The organism is Sphingomonas sp. BLCC-B65, assembly GCF_028550675.1.
GTDB lineage: Bacteria > Actinomycetota > Actinomycetes > Actinomycetales > Microbacteriaceae > Microbacterium.
In genome coordinates, this window is sequence record NZ_JAQQGL010000001.1 from 338,095 (window position 1) to 363,947 (window position 25,853).

At 69.2% G+C, this 25,853-nt stretch carries 25 protein-coding genes; all 25 read right to left on the reverse strand.

The genetic code is table 11. From position 1 onward, the window contains the following. Positions 1-192 precede the first annotated feature (192 nt). Positions 193-1,089, reverse strand: coding sequence for a guanylate kinase (gmk, locus tag PP359_RS01680; RefSeq protein WP_499249777.1), 897 nt, complete (start codon positions 1,087-1,089; stop codon positions 193-195). Continuing rightward, positions 1,082-1,933 carry an orotidine-5'-phosphate decarboxylase gene (gene pyrF, locus PP359_RS01685; RefSeq protein WP_036317913.1) on the reverse strand — a complete coding sequence of 284 codons (852 nt, stop codon included), beginning with the start codon at positions 1,931-1,933 and terminating at the stop codon, positions 1,082-1,084. The genes gmk and pyrF overlap by 8 nt, the downstream gene beginning before the upstream one ends. Then, positions 1,930-5,244 (reverse strand): carbamoyl-phosphate synthase large subunit, encoded by a 3,315-nt coding sequence (gene carB, locus PP359_RS01690; RefSeq protein ID WP_499249778.1) that lies wholly within the window; start codon positions 5,242-5,244, stop codon positions 1,930-1,932. The genes pyrF and carB overlap by 4 nt, the downstream gene beginning before the upstream one ends. Beyond that, positions 5,244-6,512, reverse strand: a complete 1,269-nt coding sequence (gene carA, locus PP359_RS01695; RefSeq protein ID WP_499249779.1) for a glutamine-hydrolyzing carbamoyl-phosphate synthase small subunit — start codon at positions 6,510-6,512, stop codon at positions 5,244-5,246. Before carA ends, carB begins: the two co-directional genes overlap by 1 nt. Further along, the gene (locus PP359_RS01700) at positions 6,509-7,057 is read right to left on the reverse strand and encodes a PH-like domain-containing protein (RefSeq protein ID WP_112931563.1); all 549 of its coding nucleotides are present in this window, start codon (positions 7,055-7,057) and stop codon (positions 6,509-6,511) included. Before PP359_RS01700 ends, carA begins: the two co-directional genes overlap by 4 nt. Next, the gene (locus PP359_RS01705) at positions 7,054-8,385 is read right to left on the reverse strand and encodes a dihydroorotase (RefSeq protein WP_499249780.1); all 1,332 of its coding nucleotides are present in this window, start codon (positions 8,383-8,385) and stop codon (positions 7,054-7,056) included. The genes PP359_RS01700 and PP359_RS01705 overlap by 4 nt, the downstream gene beginning before the upstream one ends. Then, positions 8,382-9,362, reverse strand: coding sequence for an aspartate carbamoyltransferase catalytic subunit (locus tag PP359_RS01710; RefSeq protein WP_294943559.1), 981 nt, complete (start codon positions 9,360-9,362; stop codon positions 8,382-8,384). The genes PP359_RS01705 and PP359_RS01710 overlap by 4 nt, the downstream gene beginning before the upstream one ends. Further along, positions 9,359-9,898: a bifunctional pyr operon transcriptional regulator/uracil phosphoribosyltransferase PyrR gene (gene pyrR, locus PP359_RS01715; protein WP_294943561.1), complete on the reverse strand. Its 540-nt coding sequence runs from the start codon at positions 9,896-9,898 to the stop codon at positions 9,359-9,361. Before pyrR ends, PP359_RS01710 begins: the two co-directional genes overlap by 4 nt. Before the next feature lie 82 nt (positions 9,899-9,980). Beyond that, positions 9,981-10,421 (reverse strand): hypothetical protein, encoded by a 441-nt coding sequence (locus tag PP359_RS01720; RefSeq protein WP_239498594.1) that lies wholly within the window; start codon positions 10,419-10,421, stop codon positions 9,981-9,983. Between the two features lie 92 nt (positions 10,422-10,513). Further along, complete coding sequence (locus tag PP359_RS01725; RefSeq protein WP_499249781.1) at positions 10,514-12,079, reverse strand: Rieske 2Fe-2S domain-containing protein; 1,566 nt, start codon at positions 12,077-12,079, stop codon at positions 10,514-10,516. 70 nt (positions 12,080-12,149) lie between these two features. Further along, positions 12,150-13,436: an alpha/beta hydrolase gene (locus PP359_RS01730; protein WP_112931559.1), complete on the reverse strand. Its 1,287-nt coding sequence runs from the start codon at positions 13,434-13,436 to the stop codon at positions 12,150-12,152. A gap of 40 nt (positions 13,437-13,476) precedes the next feature. After that, entirely contained in the window at positions 13,477-13,887 is a 411-nt protein-coding gene (gene nusB, locus PP359_RS01735) for a transcription antitermination factor NusB (RefSeq protein ID WP_036291068.1), read from the reverse strand. A gap of 18 nt (positions 13,888-13,905) precedes the next feature. Continuing rightward, a complete protein-coding gene (efp, locus tag PP359_RS01740; RefSeq protein WP_036283795.1) occupies positions 13,906-14,466 on the reverse strand; it encodes an elongation factor P in 561 nt (186 codons plus the stop codon). Between the two features lie 96 nt (positions 14,467-14,562). Continuing rightward, positions 14,563-15,021, reverse strand: coding sequence for a type II 3-dehydroquinate dehydratase (gene aroQ / locus PP359_RS01745; protein WP_036318126.1), 459 nt, complete (start codon positions 15,019-15,021; stop codon positions 14,563-14,565). Beyond that, complete coding sequence (locus tag PP359_RS01750) at positions 15,018-15,560, reverse strand: GNAT family N-acetyltransferase (protein WP_112931557.1); 543 nt, start codon at positions 15,558-15,560, stop codon at positions 15,018-15,020. Before PP359_RS01750 ends, aroQ begins: the two co-directional genes overlap by 4 nt. Further along, positions 15,557-16,639, reverse strand: a complete 1,083-nt coding sequence (gene aroB, locus PP359_RS01755; RefSeq protein ID WP_039416000.1) for a 3-dehydroquinate synthase — start codon at positions 16,637-16,639, stop codon at positions 15,557-15,559. Before aroB ends, PP359_RS01750 begins: the two co-directional genes overlap by 4 nt. Continuing rightward, positions 16,636-17,175: a shikimate kinase gene (locus PP359_RS01760; protein ID WP_499249782.1), complete on the reverse strand. Its 540-nt coding sequence runs from the start codon at positions 17,173-17,175 to the stop codon at positions 16,636-16,638. Before PP359_RS01760 ends, aroB begins: the two co-directional genes overlap by 4 nt. Then, positions 17,172-18,383 carry a chorismate synthase gene (gene aroC / locus PP359_RS01765; protein WP_039415998.1) on the reverse strand — a complete coding sequence of 404 codons (1,212 nt, stop codon included), beginning with the start codon at positions 18,381-18,383 and terminating at the stop codon, positions 17,172-17,174. Before aroC ends, PP359_RS01760 begins: the two co-directional genes overlap by 4 nt. A 4-nt stretch (positions 18,384-18,387) precedes the next feature. Then, positions 18,388-19,245, reverse strand: coding sequence for a shikimate dehydrogenase family protein (locus PP359_RS01770; protein ID WP_499249783.1), 858 nt, complete (start codon positions 19,243-19,245; stop codon positions 18,388-18,390). Continuing rightward, the gene (gene mltG / locus PP359_RS01775; protein WP_294943593.1) at positions 19,226-20,674 is read right to left on the reverse strand and encodes an endolytic transglycosylase MltG; all 1,449 of its coding nucleotides are present in this window, start codon (positions 20,672-20,674) and stop codon (positions 19,226-19,228) included. The genes PP359_RS01770 and mltG overlap by 20 nt, the downstream gene beginning before the upstream one ends. Then, positions 20,674-21,147, reverse strand: a complete 474-nt coding sequence (gene ruvX, locus PP359_RS01780) for a Holliday junction resolvase RuvX (protein WP_112931551.1) — start codon at positions 21,145-21,147, stop codon at positions 20,674-20,676. Before ruvX ends, mltG begins: the two co-directional genes overlap by 1 nt. Then, positions 21,144-23,807 (reverse strand): alanine--tRNA ligase, encoded by a 2,664-nt coding sequence (gene alaS, locus PP359_RS01785; protein ID WP_347417054.1) that lies wholly within the window; start codon positions 23,805-23,807, stop codon positions 21,144-21,146. Before alaS ends, ruvX begins: the two co-directional genes overlap by 4 nt. A gap of 70 nt (positions 23,808-23,877) precedes the next feature. Next, positions 23,878-24,159 (reverse strand): hypothetical protein, encoded by a 282-nt coding sequence (locus PP359_RS01790; protein ID WP_039415993.1) that lies wholly within the window; start codon positions 24,157-24,159, stop codon positions 23,878-23,880. 154 nt (positions 24,160-24,313) lie between these two features. After that, positions 24,314-24,943, reverse strand: coding sequence for a 30S ribosomal protein S4 (rpsD, locus tag PP359_RS01795; RefSeq protein WP_039415992.1), 630 nt, complete (start codon positions 24,941-24,943; stop codon positions 24,314-24,316). Between the two features lie 153 nt (positions 24,944-25,096). Continuing rightward, positions 25,097-25,831 (reverse strand): DUF1361 domain-containing protein, encoded by a 735-nt coding sequence (locus tag PP359_RS01800; protein WP_112931546.1) that lies wholly within the window; start codon positions 25,829-25,831, stop codon positions 25,097-25,099. Positions 25,832-25,853 lie beyond the last annotated feature (22 nt).

A 25,853-nucleotide genomic window follows, 5' to 3' on the forward strand; every position in this document is an offset into this window, starting at 1 on the left:
GGGAAAACTCGCGGGGAACGCCCACGCGGGAGAACTCGTGGCCGCAGGATGCCGCGGCATCCGTTCATTCTATCAGCGCCGCGTCCGCGCCGAGCTCATCGATGTTCGCCGTTGCTGAATGCCGTTCATCCGTCCCGACACGCCGCTTCGGGGTGGTCGAGGCGGCGGCTGCGGACGGATGAACCCGCCGACTCAGCGGGCGAGGGCGGCGATCTCGGCGGCGGCGCGGGCGACGTCGTCGTTGACGACGCGGTAATCGAACTCGCCTTGCGCGGCCAGCTCGACCTTCGCCGTCTTCAGGCGGCGCGCGCGCTCCTCCGGACCTTCCGTGCCGCGCCCGACGAGACGGTTGACCAGCTCGTCCCAGCTCGGCGGCGTCAGGAACACGAGGGTGGCATCGGGAGCGGCAGCGCGCACCTGGCGGGCACCCTGCAGGTCGATCTCCAGGAGCACCGTGCGCCCCTCCGCCAGCGCCTTCTCGATGGGCGCGCGCGGCGTGCCGTAACGGAACGCGTTGTGGACCGTCGCGTGCTCGAGGAGGGCGTCGTCGGCGATGAGGGCGTCGAAACCGTCATCGTCCACGAAGAAGTAGTGCTCGCCGTCGACCTCTCCCGGGCGCGGTGCGCGCGTGGTCGCCGACACCGACAGCAGGATCTCGGGGTGATGGTCCTTGATGTAGGCGGCGACGGTGCCCTTGCCCACGGCGGTCGGGCCGGCCAGCACGATGAGCCGGCTGCGGCCGCTGCGGGGCTGGAGGGAAGGGAACCGGCCGTCGAGCCACGCCGTGAGCGCTGCGCGCTGGCGCGTGCCGAGTCCCCCGAGCCGCTTGACGGGCGCGATCTCCAGCTCGGCCAGCACACGGTCGCGCTTGCCCTCGCCGATCGCCGGCAGCGCCGTCAGGAACTCCGTGATCCGCATCGCGCCCGCGGGTGCGTCAGGAGCGTCGAGCGCGCGCTGCAGCAGCTCCTGCGGCGTGATGACCCGCATCGCCACATCGTGCTTGAGTGCGGCGCGCTCGCGTCGGGCGGCGACCGCGCGACGGGATGCCGCGACGCGGTCGACCTCGGGAGGAGTGCGGGAATCAGCCATGGGATCCTCCACGGTACAGGTCTGCACGCTCGGCGATGCGTGCGGCGAGGTCCTTCGGACCGGCCGAGAGGATGCTGCGGCTCTCGCTCGCGATGACCGCTTCGGCGAGATCGCCGAAGATGGTCGGGAGGTCGGCCGGCTCGGCGCCCTGCGCGCCGAACCCCGGCGCGAGGACCGGCACCGGCCGCTCGAACGCGCCGAGCCCGCGCGCGGCAAGATCCACCGTCGCGCCGACGACGAGACCGAGCGATGCCCACTCGCCGGCGCCGGTCGCATCGGCGGCGACGACCTCGGCGGCCACGGTGGCGGCCACGGTCTGCGTGCCACGAAGGGCGCTCTGCAGTGCCGAGGCCTCGGGATTGCTGGTGGCGGCGAGCACGAACACCCCCTTCTGGTGCGCGAGCGCGTACGAGAACGTGGTGGACAGCGCACCCACCCCCAGGTACGGGCTGACGGTGAGCGCATCGGCCTCGAGCGCCGAACCCGGTGTGAGCCAGGCGGCCGCGTAGGCGTCCATGGTCGTGCCGATGTCGCCCCGCTTGGCGTCGGCGATCACGAGCAGACCCGCGGCGCGGGCCGCCGCCATTACCTCCTCGAGGGCGGCGTAGCCGGCCGATCCGAACCGTTCGAAGAACGAGACCTGAGGCTTGACGACGGCGACGGTGGATGCCGCGGCATCCACCGTCCGCAGTCCGAACTCGCGGACGCCGGCGGCGTCGACACCGAGTCCCCACTCGCGCAGGAGCGCTTCGTGGGGGTCGATGCCGACACACAGGCGTCCGCGCGCGGCGACGGCTTCCCGAAGTCGAGAACCGAACGGACGTCGCGAACCGGACGAGCTCACACGGCCGCCCGCTGCTCGGCGGCGGCCAGGGCGTCGGACCGGTCGCGGGCGTATTCCTGGAGGCTGCGCACCGCGAAGCCCTCACGCAGCACCGGCAGCGCGCTGACGGCGGCGCCGAGGACGGCCATCGTGGTGAACAGGGCTTTGTCCGCCGCCACCGCCGCTGCCCGGATCTCATATCCGTCGGCGCGGGCGATGCCTCCGGAGGGCGTGTTCACGACGATGTCGATCTCTCCGGCGTTGATGAGATCGACGACGTTGCGTTCACCCGACTCCTGCGTTTCGGAGTACTTGCCCACCACGCCGACGCGGATGCCGTTGCGAGCCAGGATCTCGGCGGTGCCCTCGGTCGCGATGAGGCGGAAGCCGAGCTCCTGCAGGCGGTGCGCCGGCAGGATGACGGCGCGCTTGTCGTCGTCGGCGACCGAGAGGAAGACGGTTCCCGCCGTTGGCATGCCGCCGTAGGCCGCGGCCTGACTCTTCGCGAACGCGGTCGGGAAGTCGCGGTCGATGCCCATGACCTCCCCGGTGGAGCGCATCTCCGGGCCCAGGACCGAGTCGACCGTGTGGCCGTCGGCGGTCCGGAAGCGCTTGAACGGCAGCACGGCCTCCTTGACGGCGACCGGCGCATCCAGCGGAACCCGCGAGCCGTCCTCGAGGGGAAGCAGTCCTTCGGCCTTCAACTCGGCCACGGTGGCGCCGGCCATGATGCGGGAGGCGGCCTTGGCGAGCGGAATGCCGAGCGCCTTGGAGACGAACGGCACGGTGCGCGAGGCCCGCGGGTTCGCCTCGATGACGTACAGGACACCGGCGGAGACGGCGAACTGCACGTTCAGCAGTCCGCGGACACCGACACCTTCGGCGATCGCATGGGTCGCCGCACGGACGCGGTCGATCTCGGTGCGGCCGAGCGAGATGGGCGGCAGGGTGCACGACGAGTCGCCGGAGTGGATGCCGGCTTCCTCGAGATGCTCCATGACGCCACCGATGTAGAGCTCGTGTCCGTCGTAGAGCGCATCGACATCGAGCTCGATCGCGTCGTCGAGGAAGCGGTCGACCAGCAGCGGTTTGCCCTCCTCGATGACGACCTCACCGGCGGTGCGGACGAAGTAGTCGCGCAGGCTCTCGGTGTCGTAGACGATCTCCATGCCGCGACCGCCGAGCACGAAGCTGGGGCGCACGAGCACGGGGTAGCCGATCTCCTCGGCGATCGCGACGGCGCCGGCCTCGTCGATCGCGGTGTCGTGGCGCGGGGCGACCAGACCGGCGCGGTCGAGCAGCTGGGAGAACAGCTCCCGCTCCTCCGCGATGTCGATCGCGGCCGGCGAGGTGCCGAGGATCGTGTACCCGGCCTCCTCGATGCCCTTCGCCAGTCCCAGCGGTGTCTGGCCGCCGAGCTGGCACACGACGCCCAGGATCGTTCCGGACTGGGCCTCGGCGTGCAGCACCTCGAGCACGTCCTCGAGCGTCAGCGGTTCGAAGTAGAGCCGGTCGCTCGTGTCGTAGTCGGTCGAGACGGTCTCGGGATTGCAGTTGACCATGATCGTCTCGTACCCGGCATCCGACAGGGCGAACGAGGCGTGCACGCACGAGTAGTCGAACTCGACGCCCTGGCCGATGCGGTTCGGGCCCGATCCGATGATGACGACCTTCGTGCGCTCGCTGGGCGTGACCTCGGTCTCGTGGTCGTAGCTGGAGTAGTGGTACGGCGTGAGCGCCGGGAACTCCCCCGCGCAGGTGTCGACCGTCTTGTAGACCGGACGGATGCCGAGGCCGTAACGCACGCCGCGGATCTCGGCCTCACTGACACCGCGCAGCTGCGCGAGCTGGGCATCACTGAAGCCGTGCTCCTTCGCGAGGCGAAGCGTCGCGGCATCGAGCTCGGGCGCCGCCTGCACGAACGCGGCGACCTCGTTGATGAGCGCCATCTGGTCGAGGAACCACGGGTCGATCTTCGTGGCCTCGAACGCCTGCTCGACGCTCGCGCCCTTGCGCATCGCCTGCTGCAGCGTGACGATGCGGCCGTCGGTGGGCGTCTTCGCGATCTCGAGAAGCTCCTCCACCGATCGCGCCTCCTCGCCCCAGTGGAAGCTCGATCCGCGCTTCTCGAGCGAGCGCAGCGCCTTCTGCAGCGCGGTCGTGTAGTTGCGCCCGATCGCCATGGCCTCGCCGACCGACTTCATGGTGGTCGTGAGGGTCGCGTCGGCGTTGGGGAACTTCTCGAAGTTGAAGCGCGGCACCTTGACGACGACGTAGTCGAGCGTCGGCTCGAAGCTGGCCGGCGTCGCCCTCGTGATGTCGTTGGGCACCTCGTCGAGGCGGTAGCCGATGGCGAGCTTGGCCGCGAGCTTGGCGATCGGGAAACCGGTCGCCTTGGAGGCGAGGGCCGACGAGCGCGAGACGCGCGGGTTCATCTCGATGACGATGATGCGACCGGATGCCGGGTCGACGGCGAACTGGATGTTGCAGCCACCGGTGTCCACGCCCACGGCGCGGATGATGTCGATGCCGATGTCGCGCAGCTTCTGGTACTCGCGGTCGGTGAGGGTCAGTGCGGGCGCCACCGTGATGGAGTCGCCGGTGTGCACGCCGACGGGGTCGACGTTCTCGATGGAGCACACGACGACCGTGTTGTCGGCCATGTCGCGCATGAGTTCGAGCTCGTACTCCTTCCACCCGAGGATCGACTCCTCCAGCAGCACCTCGGTGGTCGGCGAGTCGCGCAGGCCCGCACCGCCGATGCGGCGGAGGTCCTGCTCGTCGTAGGCGAAGCCCGAGCCGAGGCCGCCCATCGTGAACGAGGGCCGCACGACGAGGGGGTAGCCGAGCTCCGCGGCGCCGGCGAGCAGGTCGTCCATCGTGTGACAGATGACGCTGCGGGCGACATCGGCACCGGCATCCAGCACGAGCTGCTTGAAGATCTGACGGTCCTCACCCTTGCGGATGGCGTCGACTTTGGCGCCGATGAGCTCGACGTCGTACTTTTCGAGGATCCCCTGCTCGTGAAGGGCCATCGCCGCGTTGAGGGCCGTCTGTCCGCCGAGGGTCGGCAGGATCGCGTCCGGCTTCTCCTTCTGGATGATCGTTTCGATCACGGCGGGCGTGATGGGTTCGATGTAGGTCGCGTCCGCGAAGTCGGGATCGGTCATGATCGTGGCCGGGTTCGAGTTCACGAGGATGACGCGCACGCCCTCCTCGCGCAGCACGCGGCAGGCCTGGGTTCCCGAGTAGTCGAATTCACAGGCTTGGCCGATCACGATCGGGCCGGAGCCGATGACGAGGACGCTCTTGATGTCGTCGCGCTTGGGCATCAGTTCTTGCCCTCTCCTTCGTGTCCCACTTCTTGCTGTGCGTGTCCCACTTCTGTCCCTTGATGTCCCGATTGGTGCTCTCCGGAGCCTGCGGAGGCAGCAGAAAGTGGGACATGGCTGGACGCCGCGGCGCGGTGCGACCGCACCATGTCGGCGAAGCGGTCGAAGAGGTAGTTGGCGTCGTGCGGGCCGCCGGCGGCCTCGGGGTGGTACTGCACGCTGAACGCCGGGATGTCCAGTGCGCGCAGCCCCTCCACGACGTTGTCGTTGAGCCCGACGTGGCTCACCTCGACGCGGCCGTAGCCGTTCGGGCTGAGGGTCTCGCCCTCCAGCGGCGCATCGACGGCGAAGCCGTGGTTGTGGGCGGTGATCTCCACCCGGCCGGTCTGCTTGTCGAGCACCGGTTGGTTGATGCCGCGGTGTCCGAACGGCAGCTTGTAGGTGCCGAAGCCGAGCGCGCGCCCGAGCAGCTGGTTGCCGAAGCAGATGCCGAAGAAGGGCAGGCCGTCGTCGAGCACGTTGCGCAGCAGCGCGACGTGGTCGTCGGATGCCGCCGGGTCACCCGGACCGTTCGAGTAGAACACCGCCACCGGATCGATCGCGCGGATCTCGTCGATCGTGACCGACTGCGGCAGCACGTGCACATCGAACCCGCGGGCCGCGAGGTTCAGCACGGTCGCGCGCTTGACACCGAGATCGAGGACCGCGAGCGCGCCGAGGCGTTCGACGCTCTCTGCTGCGGGCGTGACCTCGACCTCGCGGACCGACACCTCAGCCGACAGGTTCTGTCCCGCCATCTGCGGTGCCTCCCGCACGATGCGCAGCTGCTCCTCGGGGTCGAGCGTCGCGGCCTCTCCGGAGAACACGCCGCCGCGCATGGAACCCGACGACCGCAGTACGCGCGTGACCGCGCGGGTGTCGACGCCGGCGATGCCGACGATGCCGTCGCGCACGAGCGCGTCGTCGAGCGACTCGTCGGCGCGCCAGTTGGACACGACACGCGAGGGGTCGCGCACGATGTAGCCGGCGACCCAGATGCGGCGCGACTCGGGGTCTTCGCCGTTCATGCCGGTGTTGCCGATGTGCGGCGCGGTCTGCAGGACGATCTGTCCCGCGTAGGAGGGGTCGGTGAGGGTCTCCTGGTATCCGGTCATCCCGGTGGAGAAGACCACCTCGCCGAGAGTGGTGCCCCGCGCGCCGTACGCGCGTCCGGGGTGGCGTGAACCGTCTTCGAGGACGAGGACGGCGGGGTCGAGCAAGAAGGTCATGCGGCGTTTCCCGTCGAAGGTGTGGAGATCTGATCTGTCGCGGTGGAGGGCGGCAGGATGGCGGTGATCGCAGCGGCCAGTGCCTGAGCGGACTGGTCCTGCGGGCGGAGGTAGCTGTCGACCGTTTCGGACGTTCCGTCGGTGCGCTCGGCGCGCCACGAGAGGCGGACGAGGCCGCCCGGCTCGACGACGCGGTCGATGGCCGTGGTGGCCAGGCCGACCGAGTCGATGCTCGCGGTGGCGACGAACATCCGCGGCTGACCGACGAGGTCGAGCGCCACGCCGCGGTCGGTGACCGTGACGTCGACGCGCGAGCGGAAGCCCAGTCCGCGGATCGCGAGGCGCTCCAGCGCCTCGCCGTGCCGCGTGGTGGCGACGTAGAACCCGCTCGTCGCTGTCTGGACGGCGGCGGCTTCCGGCGCCTCGCCGAAGGGCGCGACGATCCCGGCATCCCGCCGCGATCGTCGTCGCCACGCGAATGCCCCGAGCGCCAGGAGGGCGACCGCGACGGCGATCATGACGAGAAGGGCACCTTCGCGGTTCATGCGCGCTCCTCCCCCATGGTCGGGGCCACGACGCCGTCGGTGACCGTCGCGGCTCCGCGGAAGAACGTCCACCGCACCTCGCCGGGAAGCTCCCGTCCGAGGTAGGGCGAGTTGATGCTCCGTCCCCTCAGGTCGTCGCGGCCGAACGTTCGCACCGGGGCGGGGTCGTACAGCGTGAGGGATGCCGGGGCGCCGACGGCCAGCGGCGTGCCGGCATCCTCGAGCCGTCCGATGCGCGCTGGGGCGGCCGACATCACGCGGGCCACGTCGTCCCAGGACAGCATCCCCGTCTGCACCATCGCCTGGTGCATGACGCGCAGGGCGGATTCCAGCCCGACCATGCCGTTGGCCGCCGCCTGCCACTCGCACGACTTCGCCTCCGCCGGATGCGGCGCGTGGTCGGTCGCGACGATGTCGATCGTGCCGTCCGCGAGGCCTTCGCGCACCGCTTGCACGTCCTCGTCGCGGCGCAGCGGCGGATTGACCTTGTAGCGGGCGTCATAGCCGCGCACGAGCTCCTCGGTCAGCAGCAGGTGGTGGGGGGTGACTTCGGCGGTCACGTTCACCCCGCGCTTCTTGGCCCAGCGGATGATGTCGACCGAACCGGCCGTCGAGAGGTGGCACACGTGCAGACGCGAGCCGACGTGCTCGGCGAGAAGGACGTCACGGGCGATGATCGACTCCTCGGCGACCGCCGGCCATCCGGTCAGGCCGAGCTCGGCCGACACGGCGCCCTCGTTCATCTGGGCGCCCTCGGTCAAGCGGGGGTCCTGCGCGTGCTGGGCGACGACGCCGTCGAATGCCTTCACGTATTCGAGTGCGCGACGCATGATGAGCGGGTCGAAGACGCAGAAGCCGTCGTCGCTGAAGACGCGCACGCGGGCCCGCGAGGACGCCATCGCACCGAGCTCCGCAAGCCGCTCGCCCTTCTGGCCGACGGTCACGGCGCCGATCGGCTGCACGTGCACGTAGCCGGCCGCTTCGCCGAGGGCGAGCTCCTGCTCGACGACGCCCGCGGTGTCGGCGACGGGCGAGGTGTTCGGCATGGCGAAGACGGTCGTGAAGCCACCGGCGGCCGCGGCGCGCGAGCCGGTGAGCACCGTCTCCGACGCCTCGTAGCCGGGCTCGCGCAGATGCACGTGCAGATCGACCAGGCCCGGCAGGGCGATCAGGCCGTCGGCATCCACGATGTCGGCGCCGGCGCGGCTCAAGCCGCTGCCGACCTCACTGATCAGGCCGTCTTCGAGAAGGAGATCCGTCGCCGCCCCGTCGCCCACACGGGCCCCGCGGATGATCGTCGGGCGCGCCGAGGGGTGTCGAACCGTCACGGGGTGTGCTCCTCTGCGTTCGTGTCGCGCTCGCCGGAACGTTCTCCGGCCAGCACCAGGTACAGCACCGCCATCCGCACCGACACGCCGTTCGCGACCTGCTCGAGCACGGTCGATCGTGGGGAATCGGCGGCGTCGGCGGAGATCTCCAAGCCCCGGTTCATGGGGCCCGGGTGCATCACAATGCTACCGTCCGCCAGAGTGGCCAGACGCCTCGCGTCCAGTCCCCATCGACGGGAATACTCCCGTTCAGTCGGGAAATACGCCGCGCTCATGCGTTCCAGCTGGATTCGCAGCATCATGACCGCGTCGGGGCGTGCCGCCAGTGCCTCGTCGAGGTCGTAGACGACGCGAGCCGGCCATCGCGACACGTCCTGTGGAACCAGCGTCGGGGGCGCCACGAGGGTGACCTGGGCCCCGAGCGTGTGCAGCAGCCACACGTTGGAGCGGGCGACGCGCGAGTGCAGGATGTCCCCCACGATGGCCACGTGCACACCGGCAAGGTCGCGGCCTCGGCTGTCGTCGCCGAAGCGGCGCTTGCGGATGGTGAACGCGTCCAGGAGCGCCTGTGTCGGGTGCTCGTGGGTGCCGTCTCCGGCGTTGACGACGCCGGCGGTGATCCAGCCGCTGGTCGCGAGCGTCTGCGGAGCACCGGAGGCGCCGTGACGGATGACCACGGCATCCGCGCCCATCGCCTGCAGCGTCTGGGCGGTGTCCTGCAGCGACTCGCCCTTGCTCACGCTGGAGCCCTTGGCGGAGAAGTTGATCACGTCGGCCGACAGGCGCTTGGCCGCTGCCTCGAAGGATATGCGGGTGCGAGTGGAGTCTTCGAAGAAGAGGTTGACGATCGTCTTGCCGCGCAGCGTGGGCAGCTTCTTGATCTCGCGCGACTGGGTGTCGCGCATGTCTTCGGCGACGTCCAGGATGCGCAGGGCGTCCTCGCGAGCGAGGGTGCGGGTGTCGAGCAGGTGCCTCATGACGCGATCGTCACCTCTTCGATGCCGTCGACGTCGGCCAGGTGCACGTTGACGCGCTCGCTGCGGGCGCTCGGGAGGTTCTTGCCGACGAAGTCGGGCCGGATCGGCAGTTCGCGGTGCCCGCGGTCGACGAGGATCGCGAGCCGCACGGCGGCCGGGCGTCCGATGTCGCCGAGTGCGTCGAGGGCGGCCCTGATGCTGCGCCCCGAGAAGAGCACATCGTCGACCAGGACGACGGTCTTGCCGTCCACGCCCCCGGCCGGGATCTGCGTCGGACGCGGAGTCCGCGTGGGATTGCGGTGCAAGTCGTCCCGGTACATCGTCACGTCCAGGGCGCCGACCGGCACGGAGATACCCGAGATGTCGCCGAGGAGGGCACCGATTCGTCCGGCGAGGGTCACCCCCCGAGTCGGGATGCCGAGGAGGACGAGATCATCGGCCCCCTTGTTGGACTCCAGGATCTCGTGGGAGATCCGAGTCAGTGCGCGGGCGATGTCGGCTGTCTGCATCACGGTACGCGTGTTACCGGTGCTCATCCGCCGCTCCCTTCTCCGCCTCTCTGGACGGTGTTAAAGGTTGCTGTGGTTCGACTCCACTCTACCCGACCCGTGCGGCACCTCAGGTTGTGGATCGCCCCGGTGCGACCGCCCGTCGCACACCGGCGCGGGCGGCGGTGAGAGTGAGCACGAGCAGCGTCACCGGCCAGAACCCGCCGAGTGACACGGCGTCGCCGAACAGCACGTCCTCCAGCCACAGCACGACGAACTTGCTGCCGGGCAGGATCAGCACGAGCATCACGACCGAGGTCAGACGCCGCGCGGTCGTCGAGGCTGCACGCAGGCGCGCCACGACCGCCTTCTTGACGCGCAGCACGACCTCGAGGACGAGCTTCAGCATGATCGCCGTCGCCAGCGAGACGGCAAAGCTCTCCGAGATGACGCTCGGGACGAACTGCGCGGTGAGGTTGAGGATCACCAGGTAGACGAACACGTCGACGAGGTGCAGCGGGTCGATTCTCATGTCACGGTTCCCCTCGCGCACCGCGGGTGTGCTGTTCACGCTCACTCTAGGACAGGCGTGCGAAGTGGATGAGAGCACGCGCGCGCGGCGTGCGGTGTCGCTGGAGACGTGATGCGCGTGTCGGCGACGGACTACGTCGTCTGCGCGGATGCCGTCTCGACCACCCGAGATGCACGGATGGGGTGCCCGGGTGCGGTGAGGCACTGCCCGCTGGCGAGGTCCCACTTCCAGTCGTGGAGCGCGCAGGTGAGTACGCCGTCCTCGATCTTGCCGGTCTTGGTGAGGTCGGCGCGCAGGTGGGGGCAGCGCCGCTGCACCGTCCACTCGCCGATCTCGGCGTCCTCGGTCTGATCCGACTGCTCCGCGTACCAGTTCTCGACGTACTCGATGCGGTCGCGGGACAGGCACTTCAGGAACGTGGTGAGGAACTCGTTGAACTTGCCGCTGCGGCCGACGGCGAACTGCATCGACAGGAAGATCGAGTTCGACCAGTCGATCTCATGATCACGGATGTTCGTCGAGACGAGATCGGCGGGGATCGTGTACCAGTAGATGCACTCCTCCCCCGCGTACTCGCGCACTTTCGCTTTCGGGAAATCGACGACCATGTCGAGCTCGCCGATGCGGAAGCGGACGTTGCCGCCGACGCCGGTGCGGATCGTGCGGGCGCGACGCAGCAGCGGCTCCCACCACTCCTGCAGCGCAGCGAGCATCTCCGCAGGTGCCATCGGCTCGGCCCGCGTCTCGATCTCGGCGAGGACCTCCGCCTGACGGCTGTCGCGCTGCTCGGCGAGGTACGCCCACTTGTCGTCGAAGACGCGGTCGATCTCTTCGGGCGTGTAGAGAGTCTGCGTGATCTCGATCGTGCCGCCGTTGAGGTCGACCTGCGTGCCGGGGACGAACTCGTAGCCCTTCTGATCCGGACGCTCGGCGCGCATGTGGGTGAGGAACTGGCGCTGATCGGTGAAGATCGAGTCGTCTTCCACGCCCCAGCCGTTGAAGCGGAACAGATCGTCGCGCAGGAACATGGGCGGGCCTGCCATGGGGAAGACGTGCTCGGCATCCACCTTCTCGATGTAGTACATCGCGCGCTTGTTCTGAGCGTCGCGCTTCAGCTTCGCGAAGTGCTGCTTCGAGTCCTGCGGCAGGTCGTAGACCATGGGCCACCAGATCGCGCCGGAGACCTGCGTGAAGTACGCGTCGGGCTTGGAGAACGAGAGCAGGCGCTCGAGGTCGAGCGGGTGCGAGTCGTTCTGGTTGAGGATGCTCGCGGTGCCGTCGTCGACGCTCAGCGACGAGTCGCCGATCGGGCCGTCGCTCGGCGCACGCAGCGGCGTCACCATGATCTTCAGCCCGCCGGGGTACTCGAGCGTCTGGCCCGCCTGCGTGAAGACGATGTTGTCGTAGCCGAGGCGGCGCAGGTCCACTTCGAGGTCGTCGGTCGGGTACTCGGGTAGCAGGACCCGGATGTCATTCGGCACGTACCGTTTCAGCAGTGTCGGATCGAAGTGATCGCGGTGACGGTGCGAGATGTAGAGGAAGTCCGCCTTGCCGAAACGCTCCCAATCCAGGCCCCGGTTGTCGGGGAACGGGAACCACGATCCGAAGAAGCTCGGCCCCATCACCGGGTCGCACAGGATGCTGCCGCCCGTCGTCTCGATGAACATTCCGGCGTGGCCGAGGCCTGTGATGCGCATGCGTCCTCCTGGTCGAACAGCTCCCGAGTCTACGCGCGGGAGTCGTCAGCGCCGCTCAGGCGATGCCGCTCTACGGCGCGGACAGCCCCAGACGGGGGTAGAGACGGGCGAAGCCCTCGGCGAGTCCACCCTCGAGCGCGTCGACGACGTGACCGGCACCCGGGACGACGTAGCTGTCGACGTTCCACCCTGCCTTCGCAGCCGCTGCGGCCCCGCGGCGGGCCTGATCGATGTAAGCGGGGTCGTTCTGACCAGCAGTGAACAATGCCCACTCGTTGGGATAGCCCCCCGCGTGAGAGCTGAGGATGCTCGTCGGCTTGGCGGCGTCGTACGCCGCGATCGAGCCGCCGAAGACGTCTGCGACGGTTTCATCGGGGTGCTCCGATCCGGGATCGATCTCGCCACTGACGGACAGCAGATTTCCCCAGACGTCGGGGTGCTCGGCGGCGTACTTGAAGGCGCACCCGCCCCCATTCGAATAGCCGGCGATGGTCCACTGGCCGGGGCTCTGCTGTACGGGGAGTGTACGAGCGAAAGCGACCACGTCGCGCGTCACGTACGTTTCGACGTTGCCGTACATCGCCGAGTCTGCGCAGGCGGGATCGCGGCTCGGGTCTCCGAGCTGATCGACGACGAGCACGTATGGTGCGAGACCCTTGTTCTTCTGGGCTTGGGCGTCGAGGACCTTTGCGATGTACTGCGGATCCGGGTCTCCCGGCTGGCCCATCATCAGGATGACCAGCGGCAGGCGCGGCGGATGGGCCGTGCGGGCGGCTGGAGGTTTGTAAATGCCGGCGGTGCGGGCAGCGAAGCCTGACTGCGTCGCGGGGATCTCGATCGTTCCCTGCTCACCCGTGGCGGGCATATCCGCCGGAGGCTGCCACGTGCGGTAGAGGTTCACGTCGCCGTCGGGGCCGCTCGTTCCCGTCTGCAGCGTGATCGGTCGGTTGATCTGAATGTGGAAGAAGCTTGCAACGGTGGGTGTGAGCCCGTAGTACGCATTGATCCCCAGCGTCGCCTCGATCAAGAAGATCGGGATGGCGAGGACAGCGACCACTCGCCGCCGCCACGGAGCCCCCACGAGGTTCGCGACGGCCAGCCCGACGGCTGCCAAACCGCCCGCACCCCAGACGACCGCCTGCCAGGGCAGTGGCATGCCGAACAGGTTCGTCTTGCGTGCGTACAGCGCGAAAGCGATGGCCGCGCTCGCGCCGACCGTCATCGACAGCGCGGCCCACAACGGCCAGCGCTCGACGCGTCGGCGGATGAGGAGGAAGACGATCAATCCGACGCTGAGCGCGCCGACGACCCCGATGAGCCAGGGCTCATCGATACGGAGTTCGAGGAAGGAGGCCACTCGTGGTGTCTCTCGGGGTGCGATGGTCTTGGCGCCCCGCTCAGGCGGTGCGCGCGATCCGGCCCAGCACGCCGTGCACGAACGAACCCGAGTCGTCGGTCGAGAACTCCTTCGCGAGTTCCACCGCCTCGTCGATCACCACCGCGGCCGGCACCTCGTCGTTGAACATCAGCTCCCACACCGCCAGGCGCAGGATCGCCCGGTCGACCGCCGGCATCCGCTCGATCTTCCAGTCGCGCGCGTGGGTTACGATCTGCTCGTCGATGTCGTCGCGGTTGTCGATGACACCGTCGACGATCTCGCGCGCGTACAGCCACGAGGCTTCGCGAGCGGGCTCGTTCGCCGCCCGCTTCGCTTCCGCGGCGAGGGTCACCGCGAGCTCATCGCCACGGACGTCGGATTGGAAGAGGATGTCGAGGGCGCGCTTGCGCGCCTTGGACCGTGCGCTCATCGCTTCGAAGACCGGTCGTCAGTTGACGCGGCCGAGGTAGTCGCCCGTGCGGGTGTCGACCTTGACCTTCGTGCCGGTCTCCAGGAACAGCGGAACCTGGATCTCGTAGCCGGTCTCCACGGTGGCGGGCTTGGTTCCCGCCGACGAGCGGTCGCCCTGCAGACCCGGCTCGGTGTAGGTGATCTCCAGCACGACGGAGGCCGGCAGCTCGATGTAGAGCGGGTTGCCGTTGTTGAGGGCGATCTGCACCTGCTGGTTCTCCAGCAGGAAGTTCGCGGCATCGCCGACCGTTGCGGCGCCGACCGTGATCTGGTCGTAGTCGGCCACGTCCATGAAGACGAAGCCCTCGCCGTCGTTGTAGAGGTAGGTGAAGTCACGGCGGTCGACGTTCTCGATCTCGACCTTGGCGCCCGCGTTGAACGTCTTGTCGACAACCTTGCCGGTCATGACGTTCTTCAGCTTGGTGCGCACGAACGCACCGCCCTTGCCGGGCTTGACGTGCTGGAACTCCACGACGCTCCAGAGCTGTCCGTCGATGCTGAGGACGACGCCGTTCTTGATGTCTGCGGTCGATGCCATGAGTGTGGAGTTTCCGTTCGTGAGTTCGAGGGGGCGCACGCGGTGGCGCGCGGCCGACAGTCGATCTTAGCCCACGGCCGCGCGGGCGTCCGGGGCTCAGCCTTCGGCGGCGCCGACGATGACATCGATCAGCAGCGCCGTGGCACGTGCGTAGCCGGCGACGCCCTCGCCGATCACGTGCACGACGGCGACGTCCGCCACGTACGAGTGGTGGCGGAAGCTCTCACGCTCGTACACGTTGGAGATGTGCACTTCAGCCACCGGCAGCGACACCCCCGACAGCGCATCGCGGAGCACGACGGAGGTGTGGGTGAGACCTCCCGGGTTGATCACGATCCCGGCGCAGGTGGTGCGCGCCTCGTGGATCGCGTCGATCAGCACACCCTCGTGATTGCTCTGGACCGCCTCGACGTCGAAGCCGCGCGCAGCGGCGGCATCCTGGACGATCCGCTCCACGTCGGCGAGGGTGTCGTGCCCGTAGACGTCGGGCTCGCGGATGCCGAGCAGGTTGAGGTTGGGGCCGTTCACCAGCAGGAGGCGTCGAGGGGTCGTCACGCGCTCACCCTACCGGCGCGCACCATCACGAGCTCGGGACCGATGACGCTCGTGAGCCTCTCCCCCGTCGCGACGAAGCCGACTTTGCGATAGGCACCCTGCGCGCGATGGTTCTCGGCGTGCACATCGAGCGTCAGCTCGTCGGCCCCACGATCCCGGGCCCATGCCCCGGCCACATCGACGAGGCGCCCGAGCAGTCCCGTACCCCGGTGCGACGGCGCCACGTAGACGCCCACGATGTCTGCGCGCGCCTCGGTCACGGGTCGACCCAGATGATCGGCGGTGCCCGCCGCCCGGAGGAGGACGGTCACCGTGCCGACCCACCGCCCGTCGTCGTCGGCGATGAACTGAGCGGCCTCGTCGGACAGCGACGCGCCCGCGGCGCGCTCGCGCCAGAACACCTCGTCGTGCGCACGCTCCTGTTCGACGGTGGACAGGAAAGCGATGGATGCCGCCGGATCGCCGACGGCCTCGATGCGGAGGTCGCGGATCTCCCGCCACTCCGCCGCGCGGACGCGCCGGACGACGGGCTCGCTCACTCGGCGACTTCTTGATAGGCCGCGAACAGGAGGGACTCGTCCGGGGCCTGCAGAACGGTCGGCTTCGCGATGTCGTCGAGGACGATGAAGCGCAGCATCGCACCGCGCGTCTTCTTGTCGCGCTGCATGGTGGCCAGCAGCTGCTTCCACGCGCCCGCGCGGTACGAGGTCGGCAGTCCGAGCAGTTCGAGGATGCGGCGGTGCCGCACGGCCGCGTCGTCGGAGAGGCGGCCGGCGAGCCGCGACAGCTCCGCGGCGAAGAGCATGCCGATCGAGATCGCTGCGCCGTGGCGCCACTGATACCGCTCGGCGTGCTCGATCGCGTGGCCGAGCGTGTGCCCGTAGTTCAGCACTTCGCGCAGCCCGGCTTCGCGGAGGTCCTCGCCGACGACGCGCGCTTTCATCTCGATCGCCAGCTCGATACAGCGTCGGAACGCCGGGGACTGCGGATCGACGGCGGCGTCGGGATCCGCCTCGATGAGATCGAGGATCTCCGGGTACCAGATGAAGCCGGCCTTGACGACTTCGGCGAACCCGGCCACCCGCTCGTTGCGGCTGAGCGTGTCGAGCAGAGCCAGGTCGCAGATCACCGCGCGAGGCGGCCAGAACGCGCCGACGAGATTCTTGCCCTCCGCCGTGTTGATGCCGGTCTTGCCGCCGACGGCGGCATCGACCATGCCGAGCACCGTCGTGGGCACCTGCACCACCGCGACGCCGCGCAGCCAGGTCGCCGCGACGAAGCCCGCCAGGTCGGTCACGGCTCCCCCGCCGAACCCGACGACGGCGTCGGTGCGCGTGAAGTCGGCCTGGCCCATGACCTGCCAGCAGAAGGCCGCCACCTCGACGCGCTTGCCCTGCTCGGCATCCGGAACCTCGGCGAGCAGCACCTGGCGATCCCCCGACCCGAGCAGCAGCTCGCGCAGCTCGGTCGCCTGCGCGGACAGTGTCGGCGGGTGCACGATGAGAACCTTCTGTGCGGCGGGAGGCAGAGCGTCGCCGACCATGCCGAGGATGCCTCGTCCGATCGTGATGTCGTAGGGCTGGTCGCCGGCGACGCCGATGACGGTGGTGTCGGTCATTCCTGTGCTCCTCGCGCGTGATCGTCACCGGGCAGCTCCGCCTCGATCCACGCCGCGAGGGCGTCGACCGTGTCTTGCAGAGGACCGGCGGACGTGTCGAAGCTCACGTGTGCGAGCCGTTCGTAGAGGGGGCGGCGCGCAGCGTAGATCTCGTGCCAGCGCTCCACGGCGTCGCCCTCCTGCAGCAGGGGGCGCGCGCCGCCGCGGATGCGAGCCGCGACATTGTGCGGCGCGACGGTCAGCAGCACGACGCGGTGACCGGCGAGCGCGGTTTGAGTGCCGGGGTGCAGCACGGCTCCCCCGCCGAGTGCGACGATGCCGCCCGCCTGCAGAGCATCGCCCACGGCCCGGCGCTCCAGCTCGCGGAAGTGCTCCTCGCCGTGGGTGGCGAAGATGGTCTCGATCGGGCCGTGCTCACGAACGATCACGGCGTCGCTGTCGGTGAACGGCAGGCCGAGGCGTTTGGCCACGCGCTTGCCGACGCTCGTCTTCCCCGCCCCCATCGGGCCGATGAGGACGATCGCAGGGCTCGTCATCCGAGGGCGTCGTCGCTGTCCGAGGCCGTCTGCAGGGTCTCGGGGATCGCGGAGAGGTAGCTGCGGAGATTACGAGCCGTCTCGGCGACGCTGTCGCCGCCGAACTTCTCCAGCACCGCTTCGGCGAGCACGATCGCGACCATGGCCTCGGCCACCACGCCCGCGGCGGGCACGGCGCAGACGTCGGAGCGCTGATGGTGCGCGGTGGCGGCCTCGCCCGTCGTGACGTCGATGGTCCGAAGCGCGTGCGGCACGGTCGCGATCGGCTTCATGCCGGCGCGCACGCGCAGCACCGTCCCGGTGGACATTCCACCTTCGGTGCCGCCGGCCTTGTCGGAGGAGCGCGTGATGCCCTCGGATGCCGCGAACAGCTCGTCGTGAGCCGCCGAACCCCGTCGGCGTGTGGTCTCGAAGCCGTCGCCGACCTCCACGCCCTTGATGGCCTGGATGCTCATCAGTGCCTGTGCCAGCTTGCCGTCGAGGCGGCGGTCCCACTGCACATGGGAGCCCAGACCGGGCGGAAGGCCGTAGGCGAGCACCTCGACGATGCCGCCCAGGGTGTCGCCGTCCTTCTTCGCGGCATCCACCTCGGCGACCATGGCCGCAGACGTCGCGGGATCGAAGCACCGCAGCGGATCGGCGTCGAGCGCGGCGACGTCGTCCGGAGTCGGAAGGGCAGCGCCTGCGGGCACGTGAACGGGGCCGATCGACAGCGTGTGGCTGACGAGGCGGATGCCGAGCTCACCGAGGAACGAGCGGGCGATCGCACCCAGAGCCACACGCGCCGCCGTCTCGCGGGCACTCGCACGCTCGAGAATCGGACGGGCCTCGTCGAAGCCGTACTTCTGCATACCCACCAGGTCGGCGTGGCCCGGGCGGGGTCGGGTGAGGGCAGCACCGCGCCCGCGCGACATCTCGGTCATCTCGACCGGTTCGGCGCTCATGACCTCGGTCCACTTGGGCCACTCGGTGTTGCCGATGCGCAGCGCGATCGGGCTTCCCATGCTGAGCCCATGCCGGACGCCGGCGGAGATAGTCAGTTCGTCCTCTTCGAACTTCATCCGCGAGCCGCGGCCGTAGCCGAGCTTGCGACGCGCGAGATCGGCTTGGATCGCGGCGCGGGAGACGGGGACGCCGGCGGGCAGACCCTCCATGAAGGCGACGAGTTCGGGGCCGTGCGATTCGCCGGCCGTGAGCACGCGGAGCATTCGCCTAGTCTCCCACGAGCGCGCGGGCCATGATGTCCACGACAGCATCCTCGCCGGGCAGCGGCTGCTCGACGTCGCCCGTCCGGAACGCGCGGATCTGCAGGACGGCCTGTCGCACCAGCATGCCGAGTCCGTTGACGGCGGGTGCGCCGGTCGTCTGCCAGGCCGTGGCCAGCGGGGTCGGCCAGTGGCCGTAGACGACGTCGTAGAGCAGCCCTCCGCCGGAGGCGACACGTCGTGCGGTGTCCTCCGGCAGGTCGGCCCCGCCGGGCAGGGTGGAGACCGTGAGCGCCACGGGCGCCGGCCGGACCGTTTCGAGCGGCGCGATCGAGACGGCCACCGACAGGCGCTCCCCCAGCTGGGCGAGGGCGTGCGCGGCGTCGGGCCGTCGCGCGACCACATCGACCGTGTGGGCGCCGAGCTGCGCGAGAGCGACGAGCGCAGACGTCGCGGTCGCCCCCGCGCCGATGATGCGTGCGGTCTCGATCGTGTCGAGTCCGTGGGCTCGCACGTCGCCGACGATTCCGCCGACATCCGTGTTGAAGCCGCGCCACTGCCCGCCCACGCGGATGAGCGTATTGACGGCGCCGGTGAGCTCGGCCGTGCGATCACGGGCCGCGGCGGCCGCGAAGGCCTCGGCTTTCAGCGGAAAGGTGAGCGAGAGCCCTCGAAATGCCGGGGCGAGCCGGCCCACCTCCCCCGCGAAGTCGGCCGCGGCGACGCGCCGCCGTCCGTAGGTCCAGTCCCAGCCCAGCGCGGCGTATGCAGCGGCGTGGATCTGCGGCGAGAGGCTGTGAGCGATCGGGTCGCCCCACACCTCCAGCAGCGACCCGACCGGGACCTCAGCAGTCGGCACTGTCATTGGCGGCACACCACTGCTGCCACTGCGCGACGGCCTTCTCGTGCTCGGCATACGTGGTGCTGAAGATCGTCTCCCCGGTGTCCAGGTTGACCGTCACGAAGTACAGCCACGGACCGTCGGCCGGGTGCATCGCCGCATCGATGGCCAGGTCGCCGGGGTTGGCGATGGGCCCGATCGGCAGACCCGGGTGCAGGTATGTGTTCCACGGGTTGTCGTTGGCGAGGGCCTCCGCCGAGGAGCTGGCCGTGCCCTTGTTGATCTCGTTGTAGCCGTACTGCGCCGTCGAGTCCATCTGCAGCAGACCGTGGGTCTCCTCGTTGTTGGGGTCGAGGCGATTCTCGATCACACGGGACACCTTGTAGAAGTCGGCCGTGAACCGTGCCTCGCGCTGGATGATCGACGCGACGGTCAGGATGCGCTCGCGCTGGTCGCTCGGCACGCCGGCCTTGTCGAGAGAGGTCACCGTGCGATCGACCAGGGTCTTGATCACCTGCTGCGCCGTCGTTCCCGGATCGAACGTGTACGTCGCCGGGAACAGCCAGCCCTCGAGCGTGGTGGCGCTGACACCGTACTGCGAGGGATCGGCGACGGCCGCCTGCAGGTCGGCGAGCGGGATGCCGGTGCCGTCGGCGAGTCGCGTCAGGGTCGAATTCATCGTCAGACCCTCGGGCAGCTGCGCCGTGTTCTCGCGTCGACTGGTGGGGTCTTCGAGAGCCTTGAGAGCCGCTTCGGACGACATCTTCTGCTTCAGCGCATACACGCCCGGTTGGAAGTCCGGGTTCTGTCCGGTCTTGATCAGATAGTCGTAGAAGGCGGTGTCGGTCTTTGTGACTCCGGCCTGGAAGAGTGAGGTCGAGATCGTCGATCCGGTGTCTCCGGTGACGATCGTCACGGTGGCGTCACCCTCGGCGATGCCGTCCTCGTAGTCCTTGGGCTCTTCCCAGCCCATGAAGGCTCGAATCTTGTCTTCGTAGGTGTTCCAGACATAGAAGCCGCCACCCACGAAGCCACCCAGGATCGCCAGGATCACGCCGAAGATCACCCAGCCCGCGATGCGACTCTTCCGGCGATCGCGATCGTGCCGGTTGCCGTGCCCGCGGTCGGAGTGCGCTTCTGCGCTGAAGAGCGCATCGAGCTGCTGATGCGCGGGTGCAGCGTGGGCGACCGGTGACTCCGGTGCCGCGGCCGCGGGGCGCGGTTCGGCAGCTTCGTCGCCCGCGCGCGCGGAAACCGGCGCCGCGGTCGGTGTGCTCGTGTCCGACGGGGTCGTCTCGGGGGCGGCGTTCGCGGCAGCCGCAGCCTCCCTCGCGGCGCGGCGCGACGGCGGGACGGGGGCCCCTTCGCCCGATGCCGGCGCCTGCTCGCGCGGGGTCGGCAGCTTGCTGAACAGGTCCGCGAACTCGTCGTCGTTCGGCGGGGTGTCAGGCATCAGGCGGGCTCCTGCGGGTCGGGCACGGCGACACCGGCGGGGGCGCCGGTGCTCTTCTCGACGTCGATCGCCTGCTGCAGCAGGACGACGGCGGCGACTTGGTCGACAATCCTACGAGACGAACGCTGGGAGCGTCCGGCATCACGCAGCGCCGCGTGCGCGCTCACCGTGCTGAGGCGTTCATCGACGAGGCGCACCTCCACCCCGGATGCCGCGCGCACCTCGCTCGCGAACGCACGTGCATCATCGGTGGAGGCGGTCTCGCCGCCCGACAGGCTGATCGGCAGGCCGACGAGCAGCTCCATGGCGGAGTACTCGTCGGCGAGGCGCGCGATGTGCGCCGCTGCGGCATCGGTTCGGGGCACCGTCTCCACGGGGACGGCAAGCAGGCCGTCGCGATCGCACCGTGCCACCCCGATGCGCGCCTTGCCGACGTCGATCCCGAGGCGAACTCCCGGCCGGAAGCCGCTCACGCTCCGGGGGTCTCCAGCGCACGCGTCACTGCTGCGAGCGCCCGCGGGAGGGCATCCGCGTCGGTGCCGCCGCCCTGCGCGACATCGTCACGCCCGCCGCCGCCGCCGCCGAGCGCTGCGGCGGCGCTCTTGGCGAGCACGCCTGCCTTGGCACCCGCCGCGCGGGCTGCGTCGTCGGTGGCGACGATGACGATGGGCCGGCCGCCGACGACGGCGCCGAGCGCGATGACGGCACCGGCGCCCACGCGCTCGCGCACCTGCAGGGCCAACGTGCGCACATCGTCCGCCGACGCCGCGACACCCAGCGACTGGGCGACGAGGCGGAACGCGCCGGTCGCCTGCGCCGACCCGGCCAGTTCCGGCAGCCGGCTCTCCAGAGCTTTGGCCTCGAACTGGGCGATGCGCTTCTCAGCGGCCTTCAGGCTCGCGGCGAGATCGGCGACGCGGCTCGCGAGCTGGTCTTTGGGTGTCTTCAGCGAGGTCGACAACTGCGAGACGATGGCACGCTCGGCAGCGAGCTCCCGGAAGGCGTCCAGACCGACGAGAGCTTCCACGCGTCGCGTGGACGCGCCCACGGACGACTCCCCGACGAGGTTGATGAGGCCGATCTCCGCACTGGAGCTCACATGTGTGCCGCCGCACAGCTCGCGCGACCAGGGGCCGCCGATGTCGACCATGCGCACCGTGTCGCCGTACTTCTCGCCGAACAGCGCCATCGCGCCGGCGGCCTTGGCCTCGTCGAGAGGGAGGACGCGCGTGCTCACCTGCAGATTGTCGCGCACGGCGTTGTTCGCGATCTCCTCGATCTCCGTCTTGGTCGCCTCCGACAGTGTCTGACCCCAGGAGAAGTCGAACCGCATGTAGCCGGCGCGGTTGAGCGATCCGGCCTGCGTGGCCGACTTTCCGAGCGTGTCGCGCAGGGCCGCGTGCACGAGGTGGGTCGCCGAGTGCGCCTGCTGTGCCGCGCGGCGGTTGACGGCATCCACGACGCTCGTCGCGGGCTGGCCCACGCCGACCTCGCCCGAGGTCACCTCGACCGTGTGGCTGACCAGCCCCGGCACCGGGCGCTGCACGTCCAGGACCTCGAGTTCGTAGCCGGGACCCACGATCACACCCTTGTCGGCGACCTGTCCGCCGCTCTCGGCGTACAGCGAGGTCTCGGCGAGGATCACCTCCGCGATCTGCCCCTGCACCGCCCGCTGTGCGGGGGCACCGTCGACGAGGAGTCCGAGGACGGTCGACTCGGTCTCCCAATCGGTGTAGCCGGTGAAGACGGTCTCGCCCTTCGCGCGGAAGTCGCGGTAGACGCTGGTATCGGCCAGTTGGCGCTTGCGCGAGCGCGCGTCGGCCTTCGCACGAGCGCGTTGCTCATGCATCAGGGTGTCGAACGCATCGCGGTCGACGGTGAGCCCCGCCTCCTCGACGATCTCCATCGTGAGGTCGATGGGGAAGCCGTAGGTGTCATGGAGCAGGAACGCCTCTGCGCCGCCGATCGTGGTGCCGCCTGCGTCCTTGGCCGCCGCGATCGAGGCGTCGAGGTTCTCCGAGCCGGCGGCGAGAGTGCGCAGGAACGTGGCCTCTTCCGCGAGGGCGTAGGTCACGAGACGGTCGTAGTCGGCGCCGACGATCGGGTAGGCGTCCTTCATCGCGTCGCGTGACGCCGCGAACAAGGTCGCGAAGGTCGGTCCGTCCACGCCCAGAAGACGCATGGAGCGAATCACGCGGCGCATGAGGCGGCGGAGGATGTAGCCGCGGCCCTCGTTCGCCGGCGTCACGCCGTCGCTCAGCAGCATGAGCGAGGAACGCACGTGGTCGGCGACGACGCGGAAGCGCACGTCGTCGTCGTGGTCGGCGCCGTACGACTTTCCCGACAGCGCCACGGCGGCGTCGAGCACGGGGCGCACCTGGTCGGTCTCGTACATGTTGTCGACGCCCTGCTTGAGGAACGCGATGCGCTCCAGGCCCATGCCGGTGTCGATGTTCTTGTTCGGCAGTTCGCCGACGATCGTGAAGTCGTACTTGCTGCGCACGTCCGTGATCTCGTACTGCATGAACACGAGGTTCCAGATCTCGACGTAGCGGTCGTCGTCGGTCGCCGGTCCCCCGTCGATGCCGTACGCGGGACCGCGGTCGAAGAAGATCTCCGAGCACGGGCCGGCCGGGCCGGGCAGTCCCGTGGACCAGTAGTTCGTGTCCTTACCCAGACGCTGGATGCGCTCCTCGGGAAGATCGGTGAGACGCAACCACAGATCGTGCGCTTCGTCGTCCTCCTCGTAGACCGTGACCCACAGGTCCTTCGGGTCGAAGCCCAGTCCACCGTCGTCCTCGGATGTGGTCAGCAGCTCCCAGGCGTAGCGGATGGCGCCTTCCTTGAAGTAGTCGCCGAACGACCAGTTGCCGAGCATCTGGAAGAAGGTGCCGTGCCGCGGGGTCTTGCCGACCTCTTCGATGTCGTTGGTGCGGATGCACTTCTGATTGTCGGCCGCGCGAGCGTAGGGGGCCGGCACGTCACCGGACAGGTAGGGGATGAACGGCACCATTCCGGCGACGGTGAACAGCAGTGCCGGGTCGTCGGTGACCAGGGATGCCGAGGGCACGATCGTGTGCCCGTTCTTCTCGAAGTAGTCCAGGTAGCGCTGGGCGATCTCGGCGGTCTTCATCTGTGGGTTCCTCGGCAGAGCACGGGCGTGCGGGACGGACGGTCCCGTACGGGACGGTGCGGGTGTGTGGTCAGTCGGCGTTCGTGGCGGCGTCGGACACGGCATCCGCGGCGCGGGAGACCGTGTCCGTGGCCGCGTCGACGGCGTGGGCGGCGGCATCCTTGACGTTCTCGGCGATGCCGTCGATCTTCGCCTCCTGGGCGCGGTACGCCTCGCCGATGCGCTCGGTGAACTCGGTGATGCGCGCATCGACCTCGGCGAGAACCTCGTGGCCGCGCGGGTCCTTGTTCACGAAGTGGGCGGCGACGAAGCCTCCCGCGAGACCCACGACGAACCACAGCACCTTCTTCATGCGTTCCATGTTAGGTGCACGGCCCGTCTCGATGGGTCTGCGGGAACGCCGAAGGGCGCCGGGGAGAACCCCGACGCCCTTCGGACGACACACGGTCGATCCACCACACCCGGTCGTTGAGCAGGCGCAGCGAGTCGAAACGTGTCAGCGCACGTCAGCGCGCGGCGTAGTACTCGACGACGAGCTGGACGTCACCCGTGACGGGGACCTCCGCACGCTTCGGACGACGCACGAGCTTGGCCTGCAGCTTGTCGAGCTCGACCTCGAGGTAGCCCGGAACCGGGGGCAGAACCTCGGCGTGGCCACCGAGAGCGGCGACCTGGAAGGGCTCCAGCGACTCGCTCTTGGGCTTGACGTGGATGAGCTGACCGGGCTTGACGCGGAACGACGGGCGGTCGACGAGCTGGCCGTCCACGAGGATGTGGCGGTGCACGACGAGCTGGCGCGCCTGCGCCGTGGTGCGGGCGAAGCCGGCACGCAGCACGAGGGCGTCGAGGCGCATCTCGAGCAGCTCGACGAGGTTCTCACCGGTCAGGCCGTCCTGGCGACGGGCCTCGTTGAAGGTGTTGCGCATCTGCTTCTCGCGGATGCCGTACTGCTCGCGCAGACGCTGCTTCTCGCGCAGACGGACGGCGAAGTCGCTGTCCTGCTTGCGCTTGGTGCGACCGTGCTCGCCGGGGGCGTACGGGCGCTTCTCGAGGTACTTGGCTGCCTTCGGGGTCAGCGCGACGCCGAGGGCGCGCGACAGACGCACCTTGCGGCGGTCCTGGGACTTCGTAGCCACGAAGTGTTCCTTTCGTTACGCGGACGCGACTGTCGCGCCTCGCGGACGTATCGCCTCTCCTCGCCCTGTCCGGACTGCACGCCGGGGCATGCCGGAAGGTCGGTGAAGAAGAGAGGGGATGCCCGAAAACCGGTTTCGAGCCACTCCACTGTATCAGAGGGCCCCCGCACGCAACGCGGACCAGCCGAGCGCGAACAGCGGGACGTAGAGGATGCCGATCAGCAGTGAGTGAGTGAGGACGAAACCGAACGCTTCCAGGGCCTTTCCGCGCTGACGCAGGTGGGTGCCCAGCTTTCGGATCATCGAGCCCGGATGACGGATGTCCCAGCTGTTGAATCGCAGGTAGCGCCCGAGGTACACGCCGACCGCGCCGAGCACGATCACGCTCGCCGCGAAGACCCAACTGACGGCGGGGATGCGTCCATCGGGGCGATCGATGAGAGCGAGGCCCATGGTCTGCACGACCGCCAGACTGAGGACGGCGTTCGCGATGCCGGAGAGAGTGAGCGCCAGCGTCTGGACGATGTCGTACCACAGCGGTACCGGCGTGGTTTCTGCCCGATGGCTGAAGTTGAGTTCGGTGATCAGGTACACCGAGTTGGGGAAGAACACGAGCCACAGCATCGTGGCGACGATCAGGTAGGCCCATACGGCGACCGCTCCCGCGCCGGCGATCTCCTCGGTCGCCAGGCCGATCACCGGGGTCAGCAGCAGAAGTCCCGCTCCGAGGACCACGGCGAGCAGAACCGGAAGGAAGGAGAGCCCGATGTTCAGCAGCATCGGCCGGTACAGCTTCACGCCGTAGACCCGCGCACGCAGCACGATCAGGACGCCCGCGTACAGGTTGAGCAGCGTGACGGCGATGACGCCGATGAGCAGAGCTGGCATCGTGTCAGCCTCTCACACTCGA